Annotated in this window: 13 protein-coding genes and 1 pseudogene; 5 read left to right on the top strand and 9 right to left on the bottom strand. The window is 58.6% G+C overall.

What is annotated here, in order from left to right; genetic code table 11:
• Positions 1-284: 284 nt before the first annotated feature.
• Entirely contained in the window at positions 285-746 is a 462-nt protein-coding gene (locus NLN62_RS22800; RefSeq protein WP_254110285.1) for a DUF736 domain-containing protein, read from the top strand.
• Positions 747-812: 66 nt separating this feature from the next.
• Here NLN62_RS22800 and NLN62_RS22805 read toward each other — a convergent pair whose 3' ends face one another.
• Entirely contained in the window at positions 813-995 is a 183-nt protein-coding gene (locus NLN62_RS22805) for a hypothetical protein (protein WP_254110286.1), read from the bottom strand.
• A 508-nt stretch (positions 996-1,503) separates the two neighbouring features.
• Between NLN62_RS22805 and NLN62_RS22810 the strand changes: the two are divergent.
• Positions 1,504-2,944: pseudogene (locus NLN62_RS22810) on the top strand (IS1182 family transposase).
• A 129-nt stretch (positions 2,945-3,073) separates the two neighbouring features.
• On the opposite strand, the gene NLN62_RS22815 reads toward NLN62_RS22810, so the two are convergent.
• Positions 3,074-4,150, bottom strand: a complete 1,077-nt coding sequence (locus tag NLN62_RS22815; protein WP_254110287.1) for a hypothetical protein — start codon at positions 4,148-4,150, stop codon at positions 3,074-3,076.
• Between the two features lie 455 nt (positions 4,151-4,605).
• On the opposite strand from NLN62_RS22815, the gene NLN62_RS22820 reads away from it, so the two are divergent.
• The gene (locus tag NLN62_RS22820) at positions 4,606-4,773 is read left to right on the top strand and encodes a hypothetical protein (protein ID WP_254110288.1); all 168 of its coding nucleotides are present in this window, start codon (positions 4,606-4,608) and stop codon (positions 4,771-4,773) included.
• A 72-nt stretch (positions 4,774-4,845) separates the two neighbouring features.
• The gene (locus NLN62_RS22825; RefSeq protein WP_254110289.1) at positions 4,846-5,070 is read left to right on the top strand and encodes a hypothetical protein; all 225 of its coding nucleotides are present in this window, start codon (positions 4,846-4,848) and stop codon (positions 5,068-5,070) included.
• 269 nt (positions 5,071-5,339) lie between these two features.
• On the opposite strand, the gene NLN62_RS22830 is transcribed toward NLN62_RS22825, so the two are convergent.
• On the bottom strand, positions 5,340-5,972 hold the full coding sequence (locus NLN62_RS22830; RefSeq protein WP_254110290.1) for a tyrosine-type recombinase/integrase: 633 nt from the start codon (positions 5,970-5,972) through the stop codon (positions 5,340-5,342).
• A 483-nt stretch (positions 5,973-6,455) separates the two neighbouring features.
• On the opposite strand from NLN62_RS22830, the gene NLN62_RS22835 reads away from it, so the two are divergent.
• Entirely contained in the window at positions 6,456-8,114 is a 1,659-nt protein-coding gene (locus tag NLN62_RS22835) for a PAS domain-containing methyl-accepting chemotaxis protein (RefSeq protein WP_254110291.1), read from the top strand.
• 145 nt (positions 8,115-8,259) lie between these two features.
• On the opposite strand, the gene NLN62_RS22840 is transcribed toward NLN62_RS22835, so the two are convergent.
• From NLN62_RS22840 to NLN62_RS53515, 6 genes are all read right to left on the bottom strand, one after another.
• Positions 8,260-8,697, bottom strand: coding sequence for a hypothetical protein (locus tag NLN62_RS22840; RefSeq protein WP_254110292.1), 438 nt, complete (start codon positions 8,695-8,697; stop codon positions 8,260-8,262).
• Complete coding sequence (locus tag NLN62_RS22845; RefSeq protein ID WP_254110293.1) at positions 8,678-9,124, bottom strand: hypothetical protein; 447 nt, start codon at positions 9,122-9,124, stop codon at positions 8,678-8,680. Before NLN62_RS22845 ends, NLN62_RS22840 begins: the two co-directional genes overlap by 20 nt.
• A 1,029-nt stretch (positions 9,125-10,153) precedes the next feature.
• Positions 10,154-11,560, bottom strand: a complete 1,407-nt coding sequence (locus NLN62_RS22850; RefSeq protein ID WP_254108288.1) for an ISNCY family transposase — start codon at positions 11,558-11,560, stop codon at positions 10,154-10,156.
• A 1-nt stretch (position 11,561) separates the two neighbouring features.
• Positions 11,562-11,918 (bottom strand): DUF6788 family protein, encoded by a 357-nt coding sequence (locus NLN62_RS22855; RefSeq protein WP_371933107.1) that lies wholly within the window; start codon positions 11,916-11,918, stop codon positions 11,562-11,564.
• A 192-nt stretch (positions 11,919-12,110) separates the two neighbouring features.
• On the bottom strand, positions 12,111-12,317 hold the full coding sequence (locus NLN62_RS22860; RefSeq protein WP_254094002.1) for a cold-shock protein: 207 nt from the start codon (positions 12,315-12,317) through the stop codon (positions 12,111-12,113).
• A gap of 599 nt (positions 12,318-12,916) precedes the next feature.
• Positions 12,917-13,024, bottom strand: a complete 108-nt coding sequence (locus NLN62_RS53515) for a hypothetical protein (RefSeq protein ID WP_371933013.1) — start codon at positions 13,022-13,024, stop codon at positions 12,917-12,919.
• Between the last annotated feature and the right edge of the window lie 62 nt (positions 13,025-13,086).

Consider the following 13,086-nt stretch of genomic DNA (forward strand, 5'->3'; position numbering starts at 1 on the left):
TCACGAGTCTCGATGAGGCGCTGCAATTCGTCATCATCATCGCTCATGACGAGATCGTCCCCGAGACCATCGCAACGCCACAACTAGCGAGCGGTTAACGGATCGGGCCACCTCATCTGAGATCACCATTTTAGATCGAGGAAGGAATCGGTTGGCTTCGAGATTATCGTTTCGCGGTACTCGCCGCCAAGCGACATCCTCTACCAGCGCGGAATCCCTCGTATCGCGCGTCACCATTCGGGAATGATCGTGACCGCAGGCTCTCAAGGATTGAATTACGCAGCGTGAATCCCGACACTGATGGACAACAAGCCATCCCGGCTCAATCCAACAGAAGGGACTTCGCGATGATCATCGGCAATTTTTCTTACGATCCAGACCTGGATACTTACGCGGGCGAGATCACCACGCTTACGCTCCAGCGGACGGATGTCAGGTTTCTCCCGTCAGAAAAGACGAGTGAGAAGGAACCTGACTACCGCATCGTTCATGAGTTTGGCGGAATGGCGTTCGAGCTAGGCGCGGCCTGGACACGCAGCAGCGATCGGGGGCGGCGCTATCTTTCGGTGATGCTGGACGATCCTGCCCTGCCGACCTCCATAAATGCCGCACTGTTTCCCTCCGATGGGGATGAGCAAGCGGCGCTGGTTTGGCAGCGGCAGGTCAAGAAGCCGCCGGCCGCCGAATCCAAACCGGAGGCCCCACGTGCACGCAAGTCATCAAGACAGGCGCCGCGTCCATCGTGATATCGTGCGTTTCGACGACTCTGTTGTCGAGAATGGAGGCTCCGCCGTCAGGCGGAGCCTCTTTTTTTATTTGGGAGCTTGGTCGTACCAATCCAGCACCCGGCGTATATCGTGCATGTAACGCAGCGTCCTTGTGCGCTCTGCCGACTGCTCCGGCCGGGCCGGCAGTGACAGTGTGAGACGGTTTGCAAGCCCGCATAGTTCGGCCCTTGCCAATTTCATCAGTTCGCGCACCGACAGCTCGTTCATCATTTCCTCCCCTGGTTCGACCGCGCCAACCGCGGCTTGTGGGAGGCCATCGCGACGACGGAGGCGGCCGCATCGCTTGCGACCGGAACGACAGTGGAGGAGTGCGCCAGCACTTGCGGCCACAAGCCGACGGACGGCGCCAGAAGGCCGGATCAAGCCGAGGTTGCGCGACCGAACGAGGAGATGTGTCGCGCTGGGCCGTCGCCGAGTGATGATCGGAAATGGGGGCTTGTCCGGATTAAAGGGCGCGTCAGACGGTGCCTGACCGGGCTCTACTCGCGTTGCTCACCGAGTCCGGAGATCCCGAAGGCGGGATGCCGGTCTCGGGCCTGCGGTGACGATTCCTTCTGTAATCCGACTTGAAAGGCCTTTTTCGAAGGCTACGATGTCTCGATTTAGGGTAGAGCCGGACATCTTGGGCTCAAAGGTTGAGGTCGCACTTTGACCCTGGCTGTGTGAAAACACAGTACCGCTGTTATGATTCTCCCGTGATTCTGAGGGGGAATTGATGAGGCGCTTCGTTGAGGAGGCGGATCGTGGGCAACGGATGCTCCTGCCTGAATGCCTCGATGATTTCATTGACGAGAACAACCCTGTTCGCGCGATCGACGAGTTTGTCGATGCGCTTGATTTGGCCGAGATGTGCTTCGGTGGAGTTACGCCGGCGGCGACTGGCCGGCCGTCGTATCACCCCTCGGTTCTCCTGAAGCTTTACATCTACGGCTATCTGAACCGGGTGCAGTCAAGCCGGCGGCTGGAACGAGAGGCCGGACGCAACATCGAGGTGATGTGGCTGCTGGGTCGGCTTGCTCCCGATCACAAGACGATCGCGGACTTCCGCAAGGACAACAGCCTGGGGCTGCGTAAGGTCTGTGCGCGCTTTGTCGAGCTCTGCCGCGGGATGGGTCTTCTCACGACGGCGAGCGTCGCCATCGATGGGAGCAAGTTCAAGGCTGTGAACAACCGGGACAGGAACTTCACGCGCGCGAAGGTGGAGCGGCGGCGTGCTCAGTTGGAGGAGAGCGTCGCGCGCTATCTGAGCCAACTTGACACGGCCGACCGACAGGAGCCGAGCGAAGGCGCTGGCGGCGAAGGTGACGAGGCTTACCGAGAAGCTGACGAAGCTGAAGGGGGAGATGGGCAAGCTTGCTGCCTACGAGAAGCAGATGCTTGCTTCGCCGGATCAGCAAATCTCCCTGACCGATCCGGATAGCCGTTCAATGGCAACCAGTGGCCGCGGATCCGGCGTTGTCGGCTACAATGTCCAAGTCGCCGTCGATACCGACCACCACCTGATCATCGCGCATGAGGTGACGAACAGCGGCTCAGATCGGGCACAACTTGCCAATATGGCCAGGCAGGCGAAGACTGTTCTGAAGACTGAGACGCTCGGGGCCGTTGCCGATCGCGGCTACTTCAGCAGCCCGGAGATCCTCGCCTGCCACGAGGCCGGCATCACAGTAACTCTACCCAAGCCGATGACTTCGGGCGCCAAGTCGGACGGACGCTTCGGTAAGCAGGACTTTGTCTATTTGCCGGAGGAAGACGCCTATCGTTGTCCGGCCGGGGAGCGATTGCCGTATCGCTATACAAACGAAGAATCCGACAAGATGCTACGGCGCTACTGGACCAACGCCTGTAAGAATTGTTCGATCAAACCCCAGTGCACGCCCGGGTCAGAGCGACGGATCACGCGATGGGAGCACGAGGATCTGCTCGACGCCGTGCAGCAGCGGCTCGATGCGAACCCGCTCGCTATGCGCCTTCGTCGCGAGACCGTCGAGCATCCGTTCGGCACGATGAAGGCACGCATGGGAGCGACGCACTTCCTGACCAAAACTCTCCCAAGGGTAGCCGCCGAGATGGCCCTCTCGGTTCTGGCCTATAATCTGACCCGAGCAATGAATATCCTCGGGATCAGGCCGCTGATCGCCGCGATCGCGGCCTGAGGCCGGCCCAGTTTTGGCTTCAAGACTGACGGCCCTGCAAGGCCGTTTTTACACGGCCAAGACCCTTTGCGGACATGTCGAAATCAAAAAAGGACCGAAAAGGCCGAGACGAGAAGCGCTGCGGCTCAACTACGGAAGTCCTTTTGTCATCGTAAAGGGATTGAACCCACGTTCCGCGAGGGCAGCCCACGAAGCTGCGCCAAGATGTGACAATCGGAAATAGAGTCGCGGCTTGGTCGGGTCGGTGTCCAACACGAACCCAGTCGGTAACTCGCGGACAGTCGTGGCATAGAACCCACCATCGGGCGACCTCCGGGATTCGATTACAGCGATCAACGACTCTGCCCTCTCAGTCCTGCCGAGCAATTTCATCAAGAGAGCCATTTGGCCCGTCCCTTCGGTCCACACACCGTCCCGGTCTTCACCGTAAGAAAAGCCCCCACCGACACTCATTCGCTGTTCGGCGGTCGTCTTTGCTGATGCAAATTTCCCGGCCGCTCCGTGAAGCGCTGTTAAAGGCCAGATCTGAGCATCCAGAGCCAAAATCGGATTGTGCGTGACGCCGTCTTCAGCTGTCCCTGCGCCGAAACAGGCGCATGCCGGATCCCACATCGTATTTACGAAGTGCTCAGCAGCCGTTGCCTTATCACGCCAGCGCGAATCGCCTGTACGGATCGCAAGAAGGCCAAACGCGGCGGCGAGGTCAGTATTATGTTCAGTCGATTTCCACGTCCGCACTTCCGGCGTCGGTTCGTGCCCAAACGTACCGCCCGTGAAACCGCCAGTACCGCGCTTATCGGCCCATTGCGCGACCCAGGCGCCAAGCCGTGCTGCACCATCGCGGAACCGAGAGCCGGTGTTCACATCATCAATCGACAGCAACGCCAACATGGCCCATGCCATGTTACCAACATCGCTGCCCACCTGATATCGATCCTCTAACCATTTGTTCTGAGTATTGTCCCACCACCCTGGAAGTTTGACGGGGCCATTCGCCGCCACACCCGCGGCGTAGGCGTTCCTGAGCCGTCCATCATGCCAGATGCGGTCGTTGTCGATGGCCCAGAGAATCGCCGAGCCAATCCGATGCGCTTTGTCTTGCTCACCGCAACCGACCAATGCGATGGCGGCTACCGCATTGTCATAGAGGTAGGCGGCGCCATGCAGAGGCCCCGATTCGACGGTCGGATAGCTGGGCAGGAACAACGGCCCTGATGGCGGTGCCTTATCAATTAGACCAGCGAGGTATCCGCACGCTGACATTTTTGGTGCTGTTGAAGCCTGCAGTGGAGCGGAGGCCATCATGATTGCGAAAGTCGCGACGACCCAAGTGTGAGGGCAGAGCCCATGACAACGATAGAAGCAATAAGTGATTGGTGCCGGTAGCATTTCGCTGCCTCTCGTGTCTTTTCAACCAAGATGGACTTTGGGACATCAGGAAGAAAGCAGGTCAGGATCGAATCGTGCCTTCATCTTCAATGGCAGTTTATGGCCCATACCGACAAGCTCAGCCGTCCGGCTGAATTTCGGCTGTCGAGGGTAGACCGGAACAGCTAAGCAAGAAGTCTGCACCACGAGAAATCCGGAGTACGCCAAGACAATGGGACAAAGGATGGGAGCTGAGTGCGACATCACGCATAGCGAAGGTGGAAATGGCACTTATGCGGTTCCTGGAGTTGATTGCCGTGGCGTTGGCCATTTTACGAGCGGTCGTTTCAGTCAATAATTACGGTTGGCCATTGCTTTCCTTCCACTCCCAGCTGTGCCCCGACAAAATCCGCGTTGCAGGCAGCCCGCCAGGTTTTCTGACGGCATTCCTCGATGAATAACTTGCGGGCAGGCCGTTGCTGTTCTTTAGAGAACGTCATATGAGGGCAGTATAGAGCGGCAGGAGATTGAGCGTGGCAAAAGCAAGGAAGACGGTGAAAGCAAGGAAAACAACGAATCGCGTTGTTCAACACACTTGGAAGGTAACGCGGCGCAATAACGAATCGGTGGAAATCACTGCGGAAGACTTAAGTGTAGTGTACGGTGATTTGGTATTCTCGACCAAGGGAGTTGTCGTCAGGGTAGTTGGAGTAGACGCTTATAGCGATGTTGAACTAGTGAGTGCCTTAGAACTCTAGCGCGGCAGCTTCATCACATCGTCAAAGTCGAAGGACAGAACGAAGCCAATTCCCCCTGACAACAATACATGAGCCCGACGACGGTGAGTGAGCCGAGCAATGCTCCGAGGCATATCTCCGTAATTTCCTAGATCATGGCCGTGTTTGAGGTTTGTGAGTAAGGTGCCAGTGCCTGCATTTCGCGGCATTTACCGCGCGAGCGGTTTAATCCATCGGCCCGAAGTGGCTGATGGCCGATGGGCAGAGCATGTCCGCTCCGCCCTAGTGGTTCAGACATCAACTTGTTCGACAATCGCGAGCGCGTCGTCAACCTCGATGCCGAGACAACGGACCGTGCTTTCGATCTTGGTGTGACCGAGCAGGAGCTGCACGGCTCGCAAATTCCCCGTGCGGCGGTAGATCAGCGTTGCCTTAGTCCGGCGCAAGGAGTAGGTGCCAAAAACCCTCGGGTCAAGCCCGATGCTTGCCAACCAGTCGGCAAGAAGGCGAGCATATTGGCGGGTTGTCATTGTCCGATCGTGCCCACGGCGCCCAGTGAACAAATATTCACCTGGCTTCTTGCTGGCTTCCTTCAAGAAGTCGTCAACGGCGTGCCGAGTTTGATCTGTCAACTCGAATTTGACTGGTCTCCCAGTCTTCTTCTGCCGGACGGTCGCACGATCGACCGCATAGCCATTCGGAGCGATATCTTCGACCCTTAAGGCGACAACGTCGCAACCACGCAACTTGCTGTCGATCGCAAGGTTGAAAAGGGCCAGATCGCGGGTCCGTCGTTCGATCAGGAGCCGGGTTCGGATCGACCAGACTTGGTTTGGCCGCAGCGGGGGTTTCGCTCCGATCAGCTTACCCTTGTTCCAGGGTGTGCGACGAGCTTTGGTGGAGAGGCTGTCTTCGTCAGGCAATCCGGTTGCGGTTGGCGCTGGCCCTCGCCATTGCCTGAGCCATCGAAGAGTGTTGGGTGTCGATATGAAGATCCCGAATATACGCGGATTGCGAATCGGCCCTGCACATTTCCTGCGCGCGTGCTTTGCGAGACGCCGTCTCGTTGAAGTCATTTTCTTCTTGATTCGGAAAATAAGAAGATAGTAGAGAAGCGCGAAGATCGAACTCAGCAAAGGCAGCTCGATGGCCGGCGCACGCCGATTACCGAGCCCGCGACGGTTGGTTTCGATGGCAAGGAAGTCGACCGCCTCGTCCTGATTCTGCCTGCCACGGCATAGGGTTCGTTCGCGCTAGCGACACGGGCTTGCCCTCTGCCGTTGATCTCGGAATTGGCGGCGTAGGGCTATACTGGCACCGCCTGGTGCTCCGACGTATCGGACGCAAGTCCAGCGTTTTATTCAACCTCCTCGAAGCCAGAGGAAAATTGCAGGAGACATCAAGGAATGTTCGGACTTTTCAAACAGGGTGAATTGGAGAAGGCGGCCGCCATTGACCGGTCGCAGGCCGTCAGCGAATTCCGGATGGACGGGACGCTCATTACGGCCAACCAAAAGTTCCTGAAAATGATGGGATACGCCCTGTCGGAGATCCAGGGCCACCATCACCGCATGTTCGTCGACGCAGATGAGCGAGACTCGACCCGCTATCGCGAGTTCTGGGCCCGGCTTAACCGCGGTGAATGCCTCGCCGCTGAATACGAGCGCGTCGCAAAAGGCGGCGCAAAGGTCTGGATACGGGCCTGCTATAATCCGATCCTCGATGCTACGGGACGGCCCTCGAAGGTCATCGAATTTGCAACCGACATCACCGCGCGGAAGATGCGCAGCATGGAGGATGCCAGCCAGGTCGCGGCCATCGACCGCTCGCAGGCCGTGATCTCTTTCAAGCTCGACGGGACGATCGAGCGCGCGAACGAACACTTCCTCCGCGCCATGGGATACACGCTCGCCGAAATCGAAGGCGGGCACCACAGCATGTTCGTCGATCCGGCCGAGCGCGATTGCGCCGCTTACCAGGAATTCTGGGCGCGGCTCAACCGCGGCGAATGCCAGACCGGGCAATTCCGACGAATTGCCAAGGGCGGCCGGGAAGTATGGATGCTGGCATCCTACAATCCCGTTCTCGACGAAAAGGGAAAGCCTTTTGCGGTGGTGAAATTCGCCACCGATGTGACCAGCCAGAAGCTAGAGGCAATTGATACGTCCGGACAGATCGAGGCGATCGGCAGGTCGCAGGCCGTCATCGAATTCGGCATGGATGGCGCAATCATCGCCGCCAACGAGAACTTCCTCAAGTCGGTGGGATATTCGCTCCGCGAGATCCAGGGCAAGCACCACAGCCTGTTCATGACGGTCGACGAGTGCAACAGCGCAGCCTATCGGGACTTCTGGGCGCGTCTCAACCGCGGCGAATACCAGACCGGCGAATACCGGCGCGTCGGTCGTAACGGGAAGGAAATCTATATCCAGGCGTCCTACAACCCAATTCTCGACCTCAATGGCAAGCCATATAAGGTGGTCAAATACGCCGCCGACGTCACCGAGGCGGCTCTCGCTCGACGGCGTGCGGAGCGCGCTCGCTCGTTGATCGAATCCGTTGCAGCCGGCAGCGAGGAAATGCGCACGTCGATCCGCACAATTTCCGAAACCATGGGTAAATCGAAGGAGGCAGCAAACCTCGCTGTCAGCCGAGTGCAGTCGGCCAATACTCAGGCGGACCGTCTGAACGCGGCGGCACACGCCATGGAGGGCATCGTCGAGCTGATCGGAGACATCACCGGCCAGATCAACCTGCTCGCCTTGAATGCGAGGATCGAATGTGCGCGGGCCGGTGAGGCCGGAGCTGGTTTTGCGGTGGTCACGGGCGAGGTCAGGAACCTTGCCGACCAAGCCAAGCAAGCCACCACCAGAATATCGAACGAGATCACCTCCTTGAACGCCATTGCCGAGGAGGTTGTCTCCACCCTGAACGGCGTCCGGTCCGCGATCGATAGCGTTAGCGAGTTCGTGGCGAGCAGCGCCGACGCGATTGAGGAGCAGACTGTCGTGTCCGGCGACATGTCCTCCAATATGCAACGCGCGGCGGCGGAGCTTGCCGTGTGAGCGATTGCACGGCCCTCGAAGTTCAAATCCGCATCCGCATAGGCAACGATATGTCGAGCCTATGGCCCCTGCTCAACCAGCCGGCGCGATAGGGGTGGTTCTCGCCACCGAGCTTTAGGATGCGCGGCTACGTTACTGAGGGTTCTTATTTTGACGTCCATTCGCGTGTCTCGGAGAATCCCGTGAGGAACTTTGATTGGTTCCCTGGCTTGCTGCTCGGAGCTACGGCGGCAGTCAACCTTATCAGATCGTCCATATTCGATATCCGCAGGCTGAGATCGGGTGCGAGCGGGCCTTTTGCCAAAGCTTCGGAAAGGTTTCTGATGGCTGCGACCAGACTCGGATGATCGGTGAATATCTTGGCCGTCGCGGGATCGACCGGTAGGGCTTTGGACAGATCGATTTCAAACAGTTTATTCGTCAGCAGCCGAAAGCTCTCCTCCCTGATCGGCGTGGACGGGTCCATGTCCTTATTGAGCAGGGCGAAGTAGCGAGCTGAAAGGACCAGCCGCGCAAAATCAGGCGCGGCATCCACCTTCTGCTGGTCTGGCGTCTGCAACTGATCATGGCCCGCAAGGAGCACCGCTACAGCCTTGCCAATGGCGTCCGCCGCCGTTTTGAAATTCCGCGGTCGGACCCGCGCTCATGATGCCTCCAATCTCCGAATCACTTGCGCCAATCGCGACCAGTCTCCTTCGTAACATCAGTCGATCAATCGCCGACGCTGGGTTCGCAAGCTGCTCCTTGCTGAGTGGATATCCGCGTGCTTCATGTTCGATAACCTGCCGTACGTACCCGCTTGTCAGGACGGCGATCACGAGCGTTATGAGACAGGCCGAGCAGCAGGCGAGCAACGAAGCGCCGAGGGTCTGCAACTTCTGTTGCGCTGCCGGCTTGGCAAGGTCCATCTTCAACAGTGAAAAGCTGCCGGCCCCTCCGACCAGCCCGAACAGGAGCGGGATAACGGTGGCCACAATTGGACTGGCCGACCAGGCGATCATAACACCCAAAAGTGCTCCCTTCCTCCTTTCGAGCTAAGGTCGTCGGGCGCCAAGCTAGCTCGGACCGATCTTCCGGAAACGGTCTTTGCGCGTGCACACTCATAAATTGTCGGTGATGTCAGCTTCGCGCTGACACCGACCACCTTTGTGCAACCGGAGCAAACGACGCCATGGGCCATGAAGCGACATGCGATGCGGTTCGGAAAGTTGCCTATTACGCTTGGCTTGCCAATCTGTGATTGATAGCTTCGAACCAGTGCGACGCTGAACATGACCAACTATTAAGGTCATTCAAAAAAGAGGAGCGGTTGCGAGCCATGCAACGGGCGCTAATTATTTTGGTTATTTCGCTTGTAAGCTCCGTTGCGGCGCGCGCCGGCCAAGTTGTAAATAAGGTTTACCGGGATCTCATTAGGCCGCACTGGCACCCGCGCAGTGCCGCTGTCTCGCAAGCCGCGCTCGATTTTTGCTATAGCCAGACTGGTGACATTCGAGACCTTGCGGATACCGCTGCACTCAAACAGTGCATGCTCGGTCGCGGCTATCGGTGGCAAACAACGAGGATACAGGGGAGGCCGGCACCCGAAAATGGCCCGGACTGGTGTATGGCACACGACATGATGTGTTAGTTCGCCGTAGATGGCCGGCAACCGAGCAGATGCGGAAATATCTTTAGCTCAAGTCCGTTCCGGGCCGACGTCAGCGGTCAGGCGAACATAGAAAAAGGCCGCCAACTGCGGCGGCCTCTTGTTCACCTATCGCTTCTTTGGTTTTGGCTTTGTCGCTGGTCTCTGTGTAGCGATTTCCGTGCGGATAGCTTGTGTTTGTTGAGCCAGCCGTAAAGCCCGAAGCCGCTCCATATTCGCGCGAACGGCGACAGCCTTAGCTTCCGCTTCTTGGAGTGCCGTCTCGGCTTCCGCTCTAGCTACTTTCCGGCGCAAAATTGATGTTTTGGAGAGAGTGGCCGAGGGCGTCCGGCAACGCAAAAGTCGCCGGAGGTGACCGGCGGAGTGTTGCAGAGTCAGATGGCGAGGCTGTCTATGGGGCGGTCCGCTTTTCCATTGCACGGCCGATATTGACGATGTTGTCGGCGACGACACCGAGGCCGACCCAACGCTTCATGCCGGCCTCGCCTTTGTAGCGGCAACGGTTAAGCCCATGTCGCCGCTTGGCTACGCTGATGCGGCCCTCGCATCCGGTCCGCCATTTTTGGCCGTTACGGAACCAGCGCTTTTTCTGCTCGCACCTGCGTTCAATGCTCTTGGTTGAGCGGTTGGGGATGCAGACGCGTCTGACGCCTTTCGCTTTCGCGGCTGCCTCATTCTTTGCGGAGTAAAAGGCGGCGTCTGCCGCCACGAGGCGTGGCGCACGTCCGAGCATCGTTTGATGCGTTTCGATGGCTGCAATCAGCAGCTCCGAATCGTGCGGTCGCTGAGCGTAGACTTCATAGTCGATCACGATCTGGTTTTCGGCCTCCTGTAGTTTCACCATCTTGCCGAACTCGTTGGGCTTGCCCGCTTTGCCCTTGCGAATGACTTCTGTCGATGGCTCGAACAGGCTGAGGATCTTGCCTTCAGAGCGCGTATCACCACGGAAGATGCGCGCTCTGGTCTGCTTCATCACCTGCTTGATGAGCGGCACCATCGCATCGAGTTCCTGACGCAGGCCCTCCAGCATCAGCTGCTTGCGGGCGCTCGAGGCGCGCTTCACTCGTTCGGCGATCTCCTTGGAGAACCGCTTCGCCTGTCCCACCACCCGGCTGGTCGAACTGAGCAGTTTGCCATACGCCCGCGTGAGCTTCTCCCGGCTCTGCTTGGCTTTGGAGCGCGCCGCGCGCGCGATGTCCAGCACCCGCAGCCTCACGGTCCGGCTACGGTCGGACAGCGCGGCTCCGACCTCGCCAGCGATCGTTGTGATCTTCTTCATGGTGCGGATCAGCACCCGAACACCGTCTCCCAACAAGCTCGAGTCGGTCGGATAGTGGATGTTGGTCTCCACCACCGTTGTATCCACGCGCATTCTGCGCCCTTCCGTCACCCCCTTGTCTCGTGCGAGCTTTACCAGCCTTTCGTGAATCTGTTTGACCACGTCCGGCCCCACCGCCACGCCCCAGCGCCCCATGGTCTTGGCATCGGGCGTCTTGGCGGCGCCGACGCGGGTGAAGTCCCGGTACACCAGATTGGCGCGCACTTCGCGCTCCAGCACGCCATAGCTCCAGTTACGGATGTGCTTGAGAATCAACAAGCGGAGCACCACTTCGGCTGGAGCGCCCGGTCGGCCGCGGCTGCGACTCTTGGGATGCCGCTTCGCCAACGCTTCGTACACGGCAGCTACGATTTGTTCGTCCGCCAGCACTTGGTCGGCGTGTGTCATCCAGTCTTCACGAAGATCGCTCACTTCCTCAGTGATCAGTCCGTCGCCGAAGCTCAGCTGCGCCCGCCGCATCTTAATCACAGCTCTTGCCCCCGCGTGCTCGGCGCTTTGTCGCGGCTCTCTCCGGACGCAGCAAATCGTGATTGAGCTCGCAGATCGTCTCGATCGCCTCCTTCAGCTTCTGATAATTGTCGAGCCAGCGGCGAACCTCGGGAACCCGTTCGCGGCGCACACTGATTTGCCGGGTTCGTCCACCGGCGTAGCTCACCGTCAGCACGAAGACCTGGTGCCCTTCGCCGCGCGCGCATTTCGGGCAATCTTTGGTATGTCGGACAGTACGCTCCAGCAGCGAGCCACGCAGAATCTCGCCGGTGACCGGCAATTTGCCGGCCAGCTTCTGGCGGGCCCGGAGAGCTTGCGCGCGTTTCATCCGCAAGAATGAATCAGCGGCAGCGACCAACGTCAACTGCAATTCCGTCCGACCTTGCAGTTTTCAGCCCACCGGCCGATTCTATTCAAAGGCTAACCAGACCAAATTTTGCGCCGGAAAGTAGCTAAGCTAGTCGCAGCCTGTTAGCTTTGGCAAGCTGCTCTGGAGACTGACTGTCGGGTTTGCCCGACATCAAACGCGCAGGTTTTCTGCGCTGCTTTTGCCACGCTTGGGGTCGACTTTGACTTCGTAAGAAATCTTTTGGCCTTCTGCCAAGCCAGAAAGTCCGGCGCGTTCTAGTGCGCTGATATGCACGAAAACGTCTTGGCCGCCGTCATCCGGCGCGATGAAGCCGAACCCCTTTTGACCGTTGAACCACTTCACCGTACCCGTTGCCATTGGCGTTTCCTCTATGTTTGTACCTTGGAGGAATACCACAATGGGGTCGTTTTGACACAGCGCCCGATATCTAACGCCCGCTGGCTCACCGGGAGCGCACCGGATCGATGGCGCGAGGCCGGAAGCTGAGTAGCGCAGGTTCCACTGCCAAGGACCCTACCCGCATTTATCGAGGCGGGTTCAATCCACTCTGAAGCCAGCCCATAGCTTCGGAATTAATCGGGTCTGCGGGAGCTTGTGCTTCGTATATCGTTGGGCAGTTAGTACACCTCAAGGTTCGGTGCTCGAACCCCGGTCTTCCCGGTACAACCCTGAGAACTTCCGCCTTGCCTCCGCACCTCGGGCAGCGGGGCCACATCGTCTCGCGGGGTGAAAGCTTGTTAGTGAGCTGCGCGTCGAGCATGAGACGCTCCCTTCTGCTGTGAGGGCGGGAGCACAACACTCTCCGTCACCGATAAAGGCCACGGGCGGCGCGGTGATGACGGCAGCCTACGCCCAACGCACGCACCGCGTTTAGCAAAAAAGATACACAAAAACCCAGCGAAAGGTGCCAACTGTGGCAGCGTCAATGCCTTGTCTGGTCCATTTCGAACGTGAACTTAGCCTTGCAGCACCGGGCCGTTGTCATCTCGGACTTCGATGGCCATTCGGTGCCGTGGGGAGCTATCGCCGTTACCCCTGACTGCGTGCTTTGCCATGTCTACCAATAAGCGAGCAGCTTCTTCCTGTACGGATTCAATGTCGGGGAGTTCTATCCCTTCAAGGCGCA

Source organism: Bradyrhizobium sp. CCGUVB23 (assembly GCF_024199885.1).
In the GTDB taxonomy this organism is placed as follows: Bacteria; Pseudomonadota; Alphaproteobacteria; order Rhizobiales; family Xanthobacteraceae; genus Bradyrhizobium.